The sequence below is a fragment of the Gemmobacter nanjingensis genome (assembly GCF_014652195.1).
Lineage (GTDB): Bacteria > Pseudomonadota > Alphaproteobacteria > Rhodobacterales > Rhodobacteraceae > Gemmobacter > Gemmobacter caeni.
Map to the genome: position 1 here is coordinate 16,912 of NZ_BMYI01000026.1, position 16,278 is coordinate 33,189.

12 protein-coding genes are annotated in these 16,278 nt (G+C 63.5%); 10 read left to right on the forward strand and 2 right to left on the reverse strand.

Annotated elements, in window-relative coordinates; all coding sequences use genetic code 11:
- Positions 1 to 82: 82 nt before the first annotated feature.
- The 4 genes from IE126_RS23115 (at position 83) to IE126_RS23130 (ending at position 4,879) form a co-directional block, all read left to right on the forward strand.
- Positions 83 to 1,639, forward strand: coding sequence for an ABC transporter substrate-binding protein (locus IE126_RS23115; protein WP_189382526.1), 1,557 nt, complete (start codon positions 83 to 85; stop codon positions 1,637 to 1,639).
- Positions 1,640 to 1,738: 99 nt separating this feature from the next.
- Positions 1,739 to 3,130 (forward strand): FAD-binding oxidoreductase, encoded by a 1,392-nt coding sequence (locus tag IE126_RS23120; protein ID WP_189382528.1) that lies wholly within the window; start codon positions 1,739 to 1,741, stop codon positions 3,128 to 3,130.
- A 13-nt stretch (positions 3,131 to 3,143) separates the two neighbouring features.
- Positions 3,144 to 4,253 (forward strand): aminotransferase class I/II-fold pyridoxal phosphate-dependent enzyme, encoded by a 1,110-nt coding sequence (locus IE126_RS23125; protein ID WP_189382530.1) that lies wholly within the window; start codon positions 3,144 to 3,146, stop codon positions 4,251 to 4,253.
- 308 nt (positions 4,254 to 4,561) lie between these two features.
- The gene (locus IE126_RS23130) at positions 4,562 to 4,879 is read left to right on the forward strand and encodes an H-NS histone family protein (RefSeq protein WP_054303305.1); all 318 of its coding nucleotides are present in this window, start codon (positions 4,562 to 4,564) and stop codon (positions 4,877 to 4,879) included.
- A gap of 342 nt (positions 4,880 to 5,221) precedes the next feature.
- Here IE126_RS23130 and IE126_RS23135 read toward each other — a convergent pair whose 3' ends face one another.
- A complete protein-coding gene (locus IE126_RS23135; protein WP_108128771.1) occupies positions 5,222 to 5,947 on the reverse strand; it encodes a GntR family transcriptional regulator in 726 nt (241 codons plus the stop codon).
- Positions 5,948 to 6,093: 146 nt separating this feature from the next.
- Between IE126_RS23135 and IE126_RS23140 the strand changes: the two genes are divergently transcribed.
- The 6 genes from IE126_RS23140 (at position 6,094) to IE126_RS23165 (ending at position 14,539) form a co-directional block, all read left to right on the forward strand.
- Positions 6,094 to 8,148, forward strand: a complete 2,055-nt coding sequence (locus IE126_RS23140) for a hydantoinase/oxoprolinase family protein (RefSeq protein ID WP_108128772.1) — start codon at positions 6,094 to 6,096, stop codon at positions 8,146 to 8,148.
- Positions 8,145 to 9,866 carry a hydantoinase B/oxoprolinase family protein gene (locus tag IE126_RS23145; protein WP_108128773.1) on the forward strand — a complete coding sequence of 574 codons (1,722 nt, stop codon included), beginning with the start codon at positions 8,145 to 8,147 and terminating at the stop codon, positions 9,864 to 9,866. The genes IE126_RS23140 and IE126_RS23145 overlap by 4 nt, the downstream gene beginning before the upstream one ends.
- 70 nt (positions 9,867 to 9,936) lie before the next feature.
- Complete coding sequence (locus IE126_RS23150; RefSeq protein WP_189382532.1) at positions 9,937 to 10,929, forward strand: TRAP transporter substrate-binding protein; 993 nt, start codon at positions 9,937 to 9,939, stop codon at positions 10,927 to 10,929.
- 47 nt (positions 10,930 to 10,976) lie between these two features.
- Positions 10,977 to 11,501 (forward strand): TRAP transporter small permease subunit, encoded by a 525-nt coding sequence (locus tag IE126_RS23155; protein ID WP_189382534.1) that lies wholly within the window; start codon positions 10,977 to 10,979, stop codon positions 11,499 to 11,501.
- Between the two features lie 21 nt (positions 11,502 to 11,522).
- The gene (locus tag IE126_RS23160) at positions 11,523 to 12,836 is read left to right on the forward strand and encodes a TRAP transporter large permease (protein ID WP_108128775.1); all 1,314 of its coding nucleotides are present in this window, start codon (positions 11,523 to 11,525) and stop codon (positions 12,834 to 12,836) included.
- Between the two features lie 443 nt (positions 12,837 to 13,279).
- A complete protein-coding gene (locus IE126_RS23165) occupies positions 13,280 to 14,539 on the forward strand; it encodes a glycerate kinase type-2 family protein (RefSeq protein WP_189382536.1) in 1,260 nt (419 codons plus the stop codon).
- A 626-nt stretch (positions 14,540 to 15,165) separates the two neighbouring features.
- Here IE126_RS23165 and IE126_RS23170 read toward each other — a convergent pair.
- Complete coding sequence (locus IE126_RS23170) at positions 15,166 to 16,071, reverse strand: LysR family transcriptional regulator (RefSeq protein ID WP_108128777.1); 906 nt, start codon at positions 16,069 to 16,071, stop codon at positions 15,166 to 15,168.
- Positions 16,072 to 16,278 lie beyond the last annotated feature (207 nt).

Sequence of the window (16,278 nt, forward strand, 5' to 3'; positions counted from 1 at the left end):
GCAATCCCCCGAACCAGACTGCCGACCATCCACAGATCCGGCGCCTCCACAGAAGGGGCGCCGTCAACAGGGAGAAAGCCAGATGGCTCTATACACCACCCGTCGCTCCGCTCTGCTCGGCATGGGGGCGATGTCCGTCGCCGCCACACTTGGCCTGCACGCCCGTCCGGCCTTCGCACAGGACACGCCCCGGTCCGGCGGCACGTTCCGGCTCGGGATCTCGGATTTCAGCACGGCCGACACGCTGGACCCGCAGGTCAACGAATACCGCTTCATGATGCACCTGCAATATCAGCTGCGGAACTGCCTGGTTGAAATGGGCCCCGGCGGCGTGCTGGTGCCGGAACTGGCGACCGAATGGGGGCCGAATGCCGATATGTCGGCCTGGATCTTCAAGATCCGCTCCGGCGTCACCTTCAGCAACGGCAAGCCACTGACCGCCGAGGATGTGGTCTGGTCGCTGAACCTGCACCGCGGACCGGATACCATCTCGGGCGCGAAGGCACTGATGCTGGCGGTCAAGGATGTGGCCGTCACCGCCCCGATGGAGGTCACGGTCACTCTGGACGGTCCGAATGCGGGTTTCCCTGCCATTCTGTCGATGATCAACATGCTGATCGTGCCAGCCGAAGACCGCGAGTTCGACAAGGGCATCGGCACCGGCGGCTATATTCTGGAAACCTACGAGCCGGGCCTGCGCAGCGTCGTGCGCAAGAACCCGAACTACTGGAAAGAGGGTCGCGCCCATTTCGACGCGATCGAACTGCATTGCATCGCCGATATCAATGCCCGCACCACCGCCTTGCAAACCGGCCAGATCGACGCCATGGGCTTTGTCGATACCGTCACCGCGCCGCTTCTTCAGGCCATGCCGGGCATCAACCTGATCCAGACCCAGGGCAAGCTGCACCACGGCTTTGCCATGAACGTCACCGATCCGCTGTTCAAGGACCGTGATGTGCGTCTGGCGATGAAGCTTGCCATCGACCGGGAGGAGGTTCTGGCCAAGATTCAGGGGGGCTATGGCTCGATCGCCAATGACCAGCCGCTGTCGAAGGCCTATGCCTATCACAACTCCAGTCTCCCGCAGCATTCCTATGACCCGGATCAGGCCAAGGCGCTGCTGGAAAAGGCCGGGGCCACCGGGCTGACCGTGCCGCTGCACGTCGCCGAACTGCCCTTCACCGGGGCCACCAACATGGCGCAGCTTTACGCCGAACAGGCAGCCCGCGCCGGGATCACCATTGAGGTCAAGCGGGAGCCGGATGACGGCTACTGGTCCAACATCTGGGGTAAACGTCCGATGTTCGCGACACGGTGGTCGGGCCGCGTGAACGAAGACGCGATGCTGACGCTGGTCTATTCCCGTCAAAGCATCGGCAGCTACAATGAAAGCAGCTGGGACAATGACACATTCAACAAGACGCTGGTTGCCGCCCGCAGCGAAGCCGACGAGACCCGCCGCAAGGAGCTTTATTGGGAATGCCAGAGCCTGATCTGGGAAGATGCCGGGCTGGTGGCTCCGATCTGGGCCGATTTCCTGGATGCTACCAGTGACAAGATCGGTCATGGCGAAATCGCCAATGACTGGGAACTGGATGGCGCGCGCTGCGGCGAGCGCTGGTGGTTCAAGGCCTGATATTGCGCAATTCTCTCCGGTCCGGTGTCATACCGGGCCGGAGATGTGGCGCGTTGGCAGGTCCGTCCCATCGTCGCTTTCCCAACCCCGGAAAAGATCATGACCCAAACCGACCCTTGCGCTGGTGTGCAGGCTGCGATTCTTGCGCTGGAGGCCCGTTTCGGCAGCCGCCTCAGCCGCGCCGAGGCTGTCCGGGCCCAGCACGGCTCTGTCGAAAGCTGGTTGCCACAGGCCCTGCCCGATGCGGTTCTGTTCCTCCAGACAACCGAAGAAGTTTCCGAAGCGGTTACGCTGTGCCACCACCATGGCGCGCCGGTCATTCCCTTCGGCGCAGGCTCCTCGATAGAGGGGCAGGTGCTGGCGCCGCATGGCGGCATCAGCTTTGATCTGTCGGGCATGGACCGGGTGCTGGCAGTGAACGCCGAAGACATGGACTGTGTCGTGCAATGCGGGGTGATCCACCAGAACCTGAACGAGCATCTGCGCGCCACCGGGCTGTTTTTCCCGGTCGATCTGGGCGCGCATGCCACGCTGGGCGGCATGGCCTCCACCCGGGCCTCGGGCACGACCACGGTGCGCTACGGCTCGATGCGCGAACTGGTGCTGGGCCTGACCGTGGTGATGCCCGACGGGCGGGTGATCCGCACCGGCGGGCGGGCGCGCAAATCAGCATCAGGTTACGACCTGACGCATCTGTTCGTCGGGGCAGAAGGCACGCTGGGTATCATCACAGAAGTGACATTGCGGCTGTTCGGCAGGCCCGAGGCCTCGCGCTCGCTCCTCTGCGCATTCGAGGATCTGGAAGCGGCCACCAGCTGTGTGGTGGCGGCGCTGCAATCCAGCCTGGGCCTGACCCGGATCGAACTTGCCGATACCCTGCAAATGCAGGCCATCAACGCGTATTCCGGGTCCACCCTGCCGGAACGGCCGACCCTGTGGGTGGAAATCACCGGCTCGGCGCCCGCAGTGGCCCATGACGCCACTCTGTTCGCCGAGCTGGCCGAAGGCAGCGGCGCGCTGCATGTCGAGACCGCCGACAACCATGAGGCCGCCAACCGTATCTGGCGGCTGCGCCACAATGCCCTTTACGCGACGCGGGCGCTGCGACCGGGGATCAAGGGCATCTCGACCGATGTCTGCGTGCCGATCTCGCGCCTGCCTGACTGTCTCGCCGAAATCCGCGCAGAAATCGACAAGACCGCGCTGATCGCCCCGCTGATCGGCCATGCGGGTGACGGCAACTTTCATCTGGTGCTGATGTTCGACCCGGAAGATGCGCAGGAAACTGCGGTGGCGCGACAGATCAATGCCAGGCTCATCTCCATCGCGCTGACCATGGGGGGCACCGCCACAGGCGAGCACGGCGTGGGCCTCGGCAAGATGGGCTACATGCAGGCCGAACACGGCGCCGCACTGGATGTCATGCGCCAGATCAAGCGGGCGCTCGACCCGTCGGGGATCATGAACCCCGGCAAGATCTTCACTCCCTGACAAGGTGTTTCCCATGACCTCCCCTTCCTCGGCAGCGCTGATCCGCACCGAAATCGCCGCATTGCCCGATTACAATGCCGGGCTTGCGCTGGATCAGTTCCGCGCCCGTTATGGCCGTGATGCGCTGGCCAAAGTGGACAGCAACGAAAACCCCTTCGGCCCGTCGCCCGCAGCGATCGAGCAGATCCGCGCCGCAGCCGCAGGTGTCGGCCGTTACCCCGATGCCGGTGACACCGCCCTGCGTCAGGCAATTGCCGCCCGCACGGGCCGCGACGCTGAAACCATCATCCTTGGCAATGGGTCAGAGGATCTCATCGGCGCCATCTACCGCGCCACCCTGCGGCCCGGCGACCGCGTGGTCACCATCTGCCCGAGCTTTGGCCTGCATGAATTCGGCGCGCTGAGCCTTGGGGCCGTGGTGGAGAAGGTGCCCTTCCCCGCCGATTGGCGGTTCCCGGTGGACGGGCTCATCCAGGCGATGGCACAGCCCGTGCGCATCCTGATCTTCTCGTCCCCCTCGAACCCGGCGGGTCCGGCCATCTCGCAAGGCGAGTTGACCCGCCTGCTGGCGGCTGTGCCCGAGGGGACGCTGATCGTTTTTGACGAGGCTTATCGCGAGTATCTTGAAGGCGATCTGGCCTTTGAGGCAACCGGATTGCTTGACCGCGCAGGCCACGCCTGGATCAGCCTGCGGACCTTTTCCAAAGCCTACGGGCTGGCGGGCGCACGGGTGGGCTACGGCCTCTGCTCGGACAGCGGGATGGCGCGGGCGTTGCGCAAAACGCGCAACCCTTTCGCGGTCAACGCGCTGGCCGGTGTCGCCGCGCTGGCCGCTCTGGCCGATGACGCGCATCTTGACCGCACCACAACCCATATCCGGGCCGAGCGGAAACGGATCGCCGCAGCGTTGACCGCTATGGGGATCGAAGTCGCCCCGTCACAGGGCAACTTTCTGTTCTTCAGGACCCGGCTGCCAGGCGCCCAACTGGCCGAAGCGCTGCGGCATCAGGGCGTGCTGATCAAAGGCTGGCAGGAAAGCCCGTTTCTTGACTGGGCACGCGTCACCGTCGCGCTTGCGGAAGAAAATGACAGCTTTCTCAAGGCCCTGCCAATGGTGCTTTGAAGGTCTGCCTACCTGACCCTCTGCCAAAGCGGAAGCCGCCGGACAGCGGCGATATCCCCTTGCTGCCAGGACATCTCCTGGCAGCAAGCCCCTCGCAGAAGACCCAGCGTCACAGGGTCTGAGGCAATTCAGACCCGCAACCCATTCCACAAAAGCCCGGAGTTATTTCAGATCAGCGGCGACGCAATTTGATCCGGATCGACCGGGAATTCTATATGATCCGCCAGCACTACACGGCATTTCTCAGCATGGGGAATTGCCCTATAGTGCCGCCTGCCTTACCAATAGGGCAAAGGAAGGGGATCCTTATGACTGAAATCAACCTGGACGCGTTTTCACTTAGTGAGCTCAAGCAACTCGAAAAGTCGGTTGCAAAGGCAATTGCCTCATTCGAGGATAGAAGAAAGGCCGAAGCCCGCGCAAAGGTCGATGAACTGGCCCGCGAACTCGGCTATTCTTTCGAAGCTCTTGCCGAAGCGGCAACCGCCCGCAAACGCGCGCCTGCGGCTGCAAAATACCGCCACCCGGAAAATGCTGACCTCACCTGGTCAGGCCGGGGCCGCAAACCCCGCTGGATTAACGAAGCGCTTGAGGCGGGCAAGTCACTCGACTCGATGCTGGCCTAAGGGGCTCCGGTTCAACGGGCTTCGGCGGTGGATTGGCGCAATGATTTGCGGTGCCCGGCGACAACCGGGCCGCAAAACCTTCTCTGATATCGGGGGCGCATATGGCGCCCGTTTCGCGAGCTCCACCGCCGTTTTCAATAAGCCCGCACCAAGGGGCCAAACAATCCAGATGACCATTTTCATCTGTGCATGATCTGAAAGCGAGCCATCTGGTGACAAGTATCTTGGCGCGTCTCTAAGCGTATCTGCTCAGCTGGAAGCTGAATTCCGCGCTATAAGATTCGGATCATAGAACAAGCGAAAGCCTGTAACCGGATATATGTGCAACTCCTGCGGCACGCCTTACGCTGGCGGGTGCAGGCGACGCGTGGCATCCGGCGTCAGCACGGTTGCCACGATCCGGTCCCGGAACAGCGCAACATGGCGCGCGGCAACCAGTTCTGCGCCCGTGGTATCCTGATCGCGAATCAGCCGGACCATCTCACGGTGATCGGCGATCGTCAGATCCAGGTGGTTTTGCAGCCGCGCCGCAGCGCCATCATGTTCGATGAAGCTGACGTGCCCGACCCGCATCCCCTCGATCAGCGCACGTTCATAAGCGTGATGCAGGTGCATCGAATGCGCCGCCTCGCTGATCGCCAGATGAAACCGAAAATTCATCTCGTTCAGCGCATCGACGTCGCGGCGTGGCGCGGCCTGTTCGAAGCCCAGCGCCGCCGCCTCGATCGCCTGCATCTGCGCTTCGGTCCGGCGAACGGCGGCCAGCGTGGTCTGCGCACGCTGCAAGAGATCGAGCGATTCGAAGAAATCACGCAAATCGAACAGGTTCATCGCGGCCACGCGCGACCCGCGACCGCGCACCGCCTGTACCAGACCCTCGGCCGTCAGCCGGATCAGCGCTTCGCGCACGGGCGTGCGTGACACCTCATAGCGCGCAGAGATCTCCACCTCGTCCAGATCGGAGCCAGGCCGCAGTTCCATGCGCAGAATCGCCTGGCGCAGCATGCGGTAGACATGTTCGGCCCCGCGCTCCGCGGGCGGTTTCGCCGCCGCCGGTTTTTTCACCATCTTACCGCCTCCGCTGCATGGATGCCACGCGCCGTATACAGCCGCGCATACCTGTTTTCCAACTCGGAATGATCCTGACAAGAAACTGTTGACAGACGCACATTATACATTGTGTATTTTTATGGAATACAGAGAGGATTCATGACATGGCCGAAACCTGGACGATAGGCGTCGATGTCGGGGGCACGTTCACCGATCTTTGCGCCATCGAAAGCGCCAGCGGGCGTATCGCCCTGAACAAGGTCTCCAGCACGCCCGCGAACCCCGCCGAGGCAATCATCGCCGGGCTCGACGCGCTGGCCGAGAAGGCAGGCTTTGATCTGGGCGATGTACGCGCCATCGGGCACGGCACCACCGTTGCCACGAATGCGCTGATCCAGCGCACTGGTGCCAAGGTGGCGATGGTAACAACGCGCAATTTCCGCGACCTCGTCGAAATCGGCCGCCAGATCCGCCCGAAGATGTATGATCTGAAGGCAGATTTCCCGCCGCCGCTGGCCCCGCGACATCTGCGGTTTGAAGTTGATGAGCGGATCGGGGCCGATGGCGCCGTGGTCGAGCCTCTCGACATGGCCAGCGTGGATGCGGTCATTGAGTCCCTGCGCGCTGAACAGGTCGAGGCCGTCGCAATTGCCTTCCTTTTTGCCTATCTCAACCCGGCGCATGAACAGGCGGTCAAGGCACGGCTGGTCGCCGCGCTGCCCGGAGTGGCGGTGTCGGCCTCGTCGGATGTGATGCCCGAATTCCGGGAATATGAACGCTCTTCGACCACCTTGCTCAATGCCTATCTGCAACCGGCCTTCGCGCAGTACATGCATACCCTCCAGGCCGAGGTGGCGACGCGCTCGCCGAAATCGAGCCTTGGCGTCAACCAGTCGAGCGGCGGGCTGATGTCGGTCGGGACGGCGCGAGAATTCCCGATCCGCACGGCCATGTCGGGCCCGGCAGCGGGCGCCAACGGCGCGATCCATACCGCGATGCAATCGGGCGTTGCCAATGTCATCACCTTTGATGTCGGCGGCACCAGCGCGGATGTGGCATTGATCCGGAACCGTTCGATCGGTCTCGCCTTCGACCGCGATGTGGCGGATTTTCCGGTGCGCATGCCGATGGTCGACATCAACACGGTCGGCGCGGGTGGAGGCTCGCTGGCATGGTTCGACCGTGACGGGCTGATGAAGGTCGGCCCCGCCAGCGCAGGCGCCCGTCCGGGGCCTGCCTGCTATGGCCGGGGCGGCGATCAGGCGACGGTTACAGATGCCAATGTGGTGCTGGGCCGGCTTTCTACCAGCGGCCTGCTGGGTGGCGACATGTCACTGGATGTCGAGGCATCGTTCCGGGTGGTTGGCCGCGTCGCCGGGCAGCTGGGCTGCACGGTCGAGACCGCCGCGCGCGGCATCCTTGACGTGATGGCCGCGAATATGGTGCGCGCAATCCGTGCAATCTCGGTCGAACGGGGGCACGATCCGCGCGATTTCGTGCTGATGCCCTTTGGCGGCGCGGGGCCGCTGCATGCCGAGGCCTGCGCGCGGGCGCTGGGGATCGCGCAGATCCTCGTGCCACTGTCACCCGGCATCCTTTGTGCGCAGGGGCTGCTGGTCGCGGGCCGGTCGGAAAGCCTGGTGCGCTCGCAGCGCATCGCGCTGACACCCGCCGCAGGGCCAACGCTGGAGGCTCTGGCCGAAGAGATGCGGCGCGAGGCCGATCAGTGGTTCGAGGCCGAAGCGATACCTGCGAACGAGCGGAGCGCCACTCTGGTCGCAGACATGCGTTACATCAGTCAGAATTATGAGCTGCAAATCCCGGTAACCGGCGCGCTGACTGATCTCGAAACGCTCAGGCAGTCGTTTTTCGAGGCCCATGCCAGGGCCTACGGATTCTTCAATGCAGACGACCCGGTCGAGGTGATGGCTCTGCGCCTGACGCCTCAGGGCGCACGCCCTGAAATCGGCAGCCCGCCGGGCCGCGCCACCGCCTCGCGTGTGCCGCAGCCGAAAAGCCGACGCCCGGTCTGGTTCAGCGGGTCGCAGGCGCTCGACACGCCGGTTTACGACCGGGATGATCTGGCAGCCGGCACCGAACTGACCGGCCCCGCAGTGATCGACCAGTTCGACTCGACCCTGCTGCTGTTCCCCGGCGACCTCGTCCGCGTCGACGGCGCCCGTAACATCCTGATCACCCGCGGGGAGACCGAGCTTTGACCCTCCATGATACCCTGACCGCCGCCACCGCAACTGCAAGCGATGGCCCCGATGCGATCACTGTCGAAATCGTCGCCTCGGCCTTCCGTTCAGTCGTGGACGAGACCTTCATCGCGCTGATGAAAAGCGCCTATTCCACCAACATCAAGGAACGTCACGATCATTCCACCGCGATCTGTGACCGCGCCGGACGGCTGATCGTACAGGCGGAAATGTCGCTGCCGATCCATCTGGCCTCGATGACCGGGCTGATGCAGGCAGTGCTCACGCGCTACGCCCCGGAGGACATCCGCGAAGGCGATATCTTCGTGGCAAACGACCCGCATGTCGCGGGTGGCACCCACCTGCCTGACATCAACTATGCGGCGCCGATCTTTGTCGACGGGCGGCTTCTGGGCTTTGTATGCAACATCGCCCACCATGCTGACATCGGTGGCATGGTGCCGGGATCAATGGCGGGCGGCATGTCCGAAATCTATCAGGAGGGGCTGCGGATTCCTGTCGTGCGGCTGTTCCGCGCCGGAGAACTGCAACAGGATATTCTGGACCTCCTGCTGCTGAATGCGCGGATTCCACAGGAACGCCGGGGGGATCATTTCGCGCAGATCGCGGCCTGCCGTCTGGGCCTGCGCCGGGTGGGCGAGATCGCCGAGCGGTATGGCGCCGCGCTGATCGAACAGGTGTGGGACTCGCTTCTGACGCGGACGCATGCACGGATGCGCGCAGCCATCGCAGGCCTGCCCGACGGGGTCTATCGCTTCGAAGATGTGATGGACGATGATGGCTGCGGCACCAGCGACATTCCGATCCGACTGGAAATCACGGTCACCGGGGACCGGGCGGTGTTCGACCTGCGTGGCTCGGCACCACAGGTCAAGGGCAATATCAACCTGACGCGCAATGCTGCCAAGGCGGCGGTCGCCTATGCGCTGCGAACGCTGCTCGACCCCGAGATTGCCAACAACGAGGGTATCCTGGATTGCTGCGAACTGCTGACCGAGCCTGGCAGCATCGTCGATTGCATCGCCCCCGCGCCGGTGGCGCAACGGCTCAATACCTCGCAGCGACTGGTGGATGTGATCATCGGCGCGCTGGCGCCCGCCCTTCCCGATGCGGCAGTCGGGGCCTCCAACGGGGCCAATACCACCGCAGTTTTCTCGGGGATCGACCCGCGCAATGGCAGGCCGTACCTCTATCTTGAGACCCTGGGCGGCGGTGCAGGCGGGCGCAGCGACCGGGACGGCAAAGATGGCGTTCAGGTGCATATCACCAATACGTCGAACCTGCCCATTGAAGCCATCGAGACCGAATATCCGCTGCGGGTCGTCAGCTATGGCTTCGTCGAGGATTCAGGCGGTGCCGGGCGTTATCGCGGCGGCGCGGGCCTGCGCCGGGTGATCGCGCCGGTGGAACACGATTGCACCTTCAATGGCGCGGGCGAACGGTTCGCCCATGCGCCATGGGGAATCTTCGGCGGGACGGAAGGCCGCCCCGGACGCTTCGTGCTGACCGGACCCGAGGGTGAGACCGTGCTGGTTGCCAAACCATCCGCCGTGCCGCTGCGCCGCGATCAGGCAGTGATCGTGGAAACCCCCGGTTCGGGCGGTTACGGCACCCCTGCCGAACGCAGCGCCGGGGCCGTGGCCGAAGATGCCCTTTCGGGCAAGTACACTGCGGCCTTCCTTGACAGAAACTATCCCGCGCAACGCCGCGGATGATACCGGCGGGGCGGCCCGTGCTGCCCCGCTTCCACGCAAAGACAAAGAACAGCAACAGGGAAAAGACATCATGAAAACGCTGACGAAATCGCTTCTGCTCGGGGCCTTTCTCACCTCTGCGCTGCCCGTCTGGGCGCAAACCGTCACCTGGGATCTGGCGAATGAATATCCGCCGAACTCGGTCCATGCGCGTTCGGCCGACACGTTCATCGCGACGCTCAAGGAAGTCTCCGGCGGTGACATCGTGGTGACGGCCCATCACGGTGCCGCGCTTGGCTACAAGTCGCTTGACCAGTACGACGCGGTCGGTGACGGCGCGCTGGACATCGCATCGTCGTTTGCAACGCCGTGGTCAGGGATTAACCCGGTGTTCATCCTGTCCTCGATCCCCTTCCTTGTCGCCACCCCCGCCGAAGAGCGCATGCTTTACGAGATCGCCAGGCCCTACTACGAGGCGGTACTGGCCGACGACAATCAGGTGCTGCTGTTTGCGACTCCCTGGCCGCCGAGCGGGCTTTGGGGCAAGAAGCCGCTCGACTCGCTTGAGGCATTGTCGGGCGTCAAGCTGCGCACCTATGATGCCAATGGCACAATCACCTTCGGCAACACCCCCGCCACCCCGGTTCAGCTGAGCTGGGCAGACACCGTGCCGCAGCTTTCGACGGGCGCGATTGATGCCGTGCTGACCTCCGCCGATGGCGGTTCGGCCTCGCAGCTTTGGGAACAGCAATCGCATTTCACCGAGGTGAACTATGCGATGCCACTTCAATTCGTACATATGAACCGCGACGCCTATGAGGCGCTGAGCGACGAGCAGAAAGTCTGGGTGGCCGAAGCCGCGAAAGCCGCCGAGGATTTTGGCTGGAACCTGCTTGAGGACCGTGTCGCGCAGAATTATGCCGAAATGCAGGGCCATGGCATGACCGTAGTGACCGGCGTTGATCCGGCCTATATCGCCGCGCTGACCGAGGCCGCGAAACCCGCGCTTGAGGAATGGAAGGGCAAGATGGGCGCCGATGCCGACGCCATCCTGAGTGCCTTCGACGCGAAACGCGCGCAATGACGAGCGCCGCTGACACCCGAGACATCGCCGGCTGGCTCCGGCCGGCGATGCTTTTTCAGCGCGGGGTCTTTGCCCTGTCACAAGCCGCTGCGGTTCTGGCCGCTCTGCTGGTGGTGGGGATGACACTGCATATCCTTCTGGAGATCGTGCTGCGCCTGCTGGACCGATCAACCTTCATCCTGGACGAGATGGTCGGCTACGGCATTGCAGGGGCGACATTCCTGTCGCTGGGCTACGCTTTCGAGCATTCGGCGCTGGTGCGGGTCGGCCTGCTGGTCGACCGTCTGCGGGGCCGGGCGCGCCGCATGGTCGAAACCTTCTGCGGGATCACCACGCTGGCGGTAACATCGCAGATCGCCTGGGTGATCGCACGATCGGCACTGCGCAGCTTCGAGCGCGGCCGCACATCAAGCTCGATTGCCGAAATCCCGCTCTGGATTCCCGAGGCGGTCTGCGCCGCGGGGCTCATGATCTTCGGCCTCCAGGTTTTCGCCTGGACGCTGCGCCAGATCTTCGACCTGCCGGGGCCGGTGGCACCGGGAGACGAAGACCCGCTCCAGAACGACCTGTAGGCACAGGCAGAAAGGGAATACATGGACCCGCTCGTTTCCGGCCTGGCGCTGATCGCGATGCTTGTCGTGACCCTCGGCAGCGGGGTCTGGATTTTTGTCGGCTTGCTTCTCGTCTCGGTCGCCGGGCTGCATTTCCTGGTCGGGATGCCGCTTGACCGCGTTTTCACAATTGCCGGCACGATCACCTACCGCAGCGCCTCCACCTGGGAAATGGCTGCTGTTCCGCTGTTCATCTGGGTCGCCGAACTGATCTTCCGGTCGTCGGTTTCGGCCCGGCTGTTCCGGGGGCTCACCCCCTTCGTGGACCGGATTCCGGGGCGCCTGCTGCACACCAACGTCCTGGGCTGCACGCTTTTTGCCGCTGTCAGCGGCTCCTCTGCCGCGACCACGGCGACGGTGGGCAAGATCACGTCCTCCGAACTGCTCAATCGCGGCTACAACCAGAACATCGCGGTCGGCTCGCTTGCCGGGGCGGGCAGCCTGGGGCTCTTGCTGCCCCCGTCCATCGCGATGATCATTTACGGCATCCTCGCCGAAGTCTCGGTCAGCCGGCTCTTTGCGGCAGGGGTTTTGCCGGGGCTGATGGTGTCGGGGCTTTATTCCGGCTTCATCATGCTGATGGCATTGATCCGCCCCGGCATTGCCCCGGCTGGCCATCAGGATTTCGGACTGCGCGACTATCTGCGGGGGGCGCTGGATCTGCTGCCCGTGGTGGCCCTGATGGGGATTGTGCTGGGCGCGATTTATTCGGGTATCGCGACACCGTCCGAGGCGGCGGCAGTAGGGGTCTTCGCAGCCTTCGGTCTGCTGATCCTGCTTGGCGAACTGAACTGGGGGCTGATCCGGGCCAGCCTGATGGGTACCGTGCGCACCAGCACGATGGTCTGCATCATCCTGGTCTCAGCCTCGCTGTTGTCGACCACGCTCGGTTATCTGCACCTGCCGCAGGAACTGGGTGCGGCAATCGGTGCGATGAACCTTGATCCGCTCGCGCTGATCGCGCTGCTGGCGCTGTTCTACCTGCTTCTGGGGGTCTTCGTTGACGGGGTGGCGATCATCGTGATGACGCTGCCGATGACCTTGCCGCTGGTGACGGCAGCCGGATACGACCCGGTCTGGTTCGGCGTTTTCCTGGTGCTGATGGTCGAGATCGGCCTGCTGACACCGCCGGTAGGGATCAACCTTTTCGTTCTTCAAGGGCTGACCAACTGGCCGCTGGGAAGGGTCGCGCGGGCTTCGGTGCCGTTCTTCCTGCTCTTCGGTCTGGCTGTGATCCTGCTGGTGATCTTCCCGCAACTGGCGCTGTGGCTGCCGGATCAGCTTTACGGCAAATGAAGACGGCGCCGGGGTTCGACACAAGCCCCGGCGCCGTGTGTGCTATCGAACTGTCCGGCGCGGACCAGATCACCCGGCGCCTCGACCGACAGGCAAGTCACCGCCGCGATCACCGCGTCATGATGTCTGCCGCCAGCCTCGGCGATCAGAGCCTTGCGCGGCAAGATGCAGCATGGAGAAGAAATGCGGGTGGCAGAAGGATCGGGATCAGGGCGAAACCGATCAGGACGACAATCAGGATCTTCGGGGCCGCGCATGGCACGCACTTTGCCCGGAGAGGAAAACCCGCATCGGTTACCGGCCTTTGCCGCAGCGCACTGGACCGGCCGCGTATGATGCGCTAGGACTCTGCTCTGTCCTGCCCTGCGCAAGCCCGATTTGCCCGGCGCCAGACGGTGAGCCTGCCGCGCCACCTTTCCACCACCCCCCGGAGAGAGCTCGAAATGACCGCCGATTGCCCCGAGCACCTGCTGCTGCGCCAGCTTTTTGACCGCGCGGTGGAGGTTGCAGACCCGATCCGTTCGCTTGCCGCACATCTGCCACCAAAGCCTGCGGGGCGAGTCGTGGTGATCGGGGCGGGCAAGGCCAGCGCCCGCATGGCCGAGGCGGTGGAGGCGGCCTGGGGTCCCTGCGAGGGGCTTGTCATTACCCGCTACGGCTATGCCCGCCCCTGTCGCGGCATCGAGATCGTGGAAGCCGCGCATCCGGTGCCCGATGCCGCCGGGGTGGCCGCCACCGCGCGGATGCTTGATCTGGTCGCGGGGCTGAATGCAGATGACTTCGTGCTCGCGCTGATCTCGGGCGGGGCTTCGGCCCTGCTCTGTGCGCCTGCGGGCGGGATGACCCTTGAGGAAAAGCAGGCGGTCAATCAGGCACTGCTGTCCTCGGGTGCGCCCATCGGGCAAATGAACATCCTGCGCAAGCATCTCAGCCGGGTGAAGGGCGGGCAGCTTGCCGCCGCCGCCTATCCTGCCCGGATGCTCACCTTGCTGATTTCCGATGTGCCCGGCGATGCACCGGGGCTGATCGGCTCTGGCCCCACGGTGGGCGAGGCGGCAACGGCGGCGGATGCTGCGCAGATCGCGGCGGAATGGCAGATCCCGCTGCCCGCATCTGCACAAGCGGCGCTGTCGCAAAGCGGCGTGCTGGCCCCCGAAGATCCGCGCCTTTCAAAGGTTCAGAACCTGATTTACGCCGCGCCTTCGCAATCACTGGCGGCTGCCAGCGCGCTGGCCGAAGCGGCGGGGCTGAAGGTCATCAGCCTTGGCAATGATCTGGAGGGCGAGGCCCGCGAGGTCGCAAACACCCATGCAGCCGAGGCCCTGCGCCTGCAGGCCGCGCGCAAGCCAGGCGATGCGCCGCTTTTGCTGATCTCCGGCGGCGAGTTGACAGTCACCCGTCGCGGCAAGGGCGTCGGCGGGCCAAATGCGGAATATTGCCTTGCCCTCGCCATTGCCTTGCAGGGCGCGGCAGGTATCCATGCCATTGCCTGCGATACCGACGGCATTGACGGCGCCGCCGAAGTCGCGGGCGCGGTGATCGGCCCTGATACGCTGGCCAGAGCAAAGGCGGCCGGGGTCGCCCCTGCCGACGCGTTGGCCGCCAATGATGCCCACAACTTCTTTGCAAGCATCGGCGGGCAGGTGGTGACCGGGCCGACACTGACAAATGTCAACGATTTCAGGGCGATTCTGATCGGCTGACACCGGCGGCAGATCAAGGGGCCATCCCCGAAAACAGGCCGCAATCTCGTCGCGCGGCCTGCGGTTTGGGGGCGAGGACTGGTATTCGGCGAACCCACTCCTGCTGGTGAATTGCTTCTGCCCCAGAAAAGACTGGCCCCGTAGCTGCCATGTGTCCATGCGCCGCCCCGTTGGCCCGACAAGGCGGAGCGCACCCTGACGGGAACATCGGCCGGGTCTGTCAGGTCGCAACGGCGGGTCACGGGCAGCGCCTCTGCTTTCGACATGAGCGTACCGGACCGCCTTGCGGCTCAGCTTTCCGGCCGACATGCGCGGAATGATATGAAGATCGACGCCGGTCTTCGGCTGTCGGATATCACGTTCGATGGCGCAAAGCCGGATGATATCTGCCCCTGTCCGGCTCGGCTGGCACCTCTGCGGCACGGGAAGCTGCGTGCGCATACCGTCATGTTCTGGTTATGATGCCAGAGCGAAGAAACCATCTCCCCGCGATGGGAAAAAGAAGCCCACGTCTCCTCGTTGAGCTTCACGACCAGAGCGCCCAGCCTCCTGGCCTTTTCGGCGAAGTTCTTCTGGATGCCAGTGCCCGGGAAGACAGGGATATCTCGTCGGCCAATGCGGCCGTATCACCCATCGGGAAGTTCAGGCCCGGACCCGGAAAGTTCGCGCAGAAAGGACCGGATCAATCTGCTGTCCTTGCGATCAGAACGAGCAATTGCACAAAAGCGAATATGGTAGCTGAACACCTCGGGCATCAATTCTTGCAGCTGGCCTTGCTGAACCCAATGCAGTGCGAGGTGATCTGGCAGAAACCCCAGATAGCTCCCCGTCATGACAAGGATGCCGATACCTTCAATCGAGTTTGTCCGACTGACGATCCGTAACTTGTCACCATGCACGCCGAGCCTGTCGCTCAACAGATAGTCTGGCGATGCAATCTCGGCGGCACAGATATCTTCCATGTTACAGATGCGCCCGAATAGCGGATGGCCCTGACTGCAATAAAGCGACATCCGTTCTCTGTGCAGCTCGTGATAATCCAGATCGTCAGCACGGGAGTGCGCAGGTAAAAAACCGACATGTGCCCTGCCGTCGCGAATTGATGCACGCACACCCGAGGGAGGCAGGACGATCAACTCGATCCGCACATCTGGCGCGCGGGCTTTGAAGCGCGCGATATGTTCCGAAACGCGGTTCTTGTGATCGGAAAGTGTGCTTTCGGTGATGGCAAGACGCAGCTCGCCCTTCATGCCCAGCCTGTAGCCCCTCAACTGGTCTGAAACATCATCCATGGCGTTCATGAGCCGTTGGGCAGCCTGAAGCACGAACTCGCCATCCGGCTCCAGCATGAAACCGCCGCGGCCGCGTGTGCAGAGCCGAAGCCCTATGCGGGCCTCAAGATCTGACATCGCCCGGCTGACTGCTGCTTCGCTGAGGCCAAGCCTAGCTGCCGCGGGCGCAAACCCCTTCTCGGCTGCGACGCAATGGAAGACTTTCAGAAGGCGGATATCGCTGATGGCCAAGCTGAACATTACTTACCTGAATCGCAAGTATAGATACATAAACTTGCATATATTTCAGCCTTATGCCTCTGACAAGGTTTCTCGCGGAAAGCGAGGAAAGCCTATGACCAAACTGTTGATTTCCACTGAGAAGTGACCCGGGTTTTCCATCGAGATTTGACCCACCTCTGATTATGGATTTCGGTTCAGTTTTGGGTCAAGGGCGGGTTTCACTCC

Bases quoted from the DNA above. Each gene is read 5' to 3' on its own strand.
- IE126_RS23160 (WP_108128775.1), top strand. From the start codon at position 11,523: ATGGACCCGCTCGTTTCCGGCCTGGCGCTGATCGCGATGCTTGTCGTG.
- IE126_RS23125 (WP_189382530.1), top strand. From the start codon at position 3,144: ATGACCTCCCCTTCCTCGGCAGCGCTGATCCGCACCGAAATCGCCGCA.
- IE126_RS23150 (WP_189382532.1), top strand. From the start codon at position 9,937: ATGAAAACGCTGACGAAATCGCTTCTGCTCGGGGCCTTTCTCACCTCT.
- IE126_RS23140 (WP_108128772.1), top strand. From the start codon at position 6,094: ATGGCCGAAACCTGGACGATAGGCGTCGATGTCGGGGGCACGTTCACC.
- IE126_RS23170 (WP_108128777.1), bottom strand. From the start codon at position 16,071: ATGTTCAGCTTGGCCATCAGCGATATCCGCCTTCTGAAAGTCTTCCAT.
- IE126_RS23115 (WP_189382526.1), top strand. From the start codon at position 83: ATGGCTCTATACACCACCCGTCGCTCCGCTCTGCTCGGCATGGGGGCG.
- IE126_RS23165 (WP_189382536.1), top strand. From the start codon at position 13,280: ATGACCGCCGATTGCCCCGAGCACCTGCTGCTGCGCCAGCTTTTTGAC.
- IE126_RS23155 (WP_189382534.1), top strand. From the start codon at position 10,977: ATGCTTTTTCAGCGCGGGGTCTTTGCCCTGTCACAAGCCGCTGCGGTT.
- IE126_RS23120 (WP_189382528.1), top strand. From the start codon at position 1,739: ATGACCCAAACCGACCCTTGCGCTGGTGTGCAGGCTGCGATTCTTGCG.
- IE126_RS23135 (WP_108128771.1), bottom strand. From the start codon at position 5,947: ATGGTGAAAAAACCGGCGGCGGCGAAACCGCCCGCGGAGCGCGGGGCC.
- IE126_RS23130 (WP_054303305.1), top strand. From the start codon at position 4,562: ATGACTGAAATCAACCTGGACGCGTTTTCACTTAGTGAGCTCAAGCAA.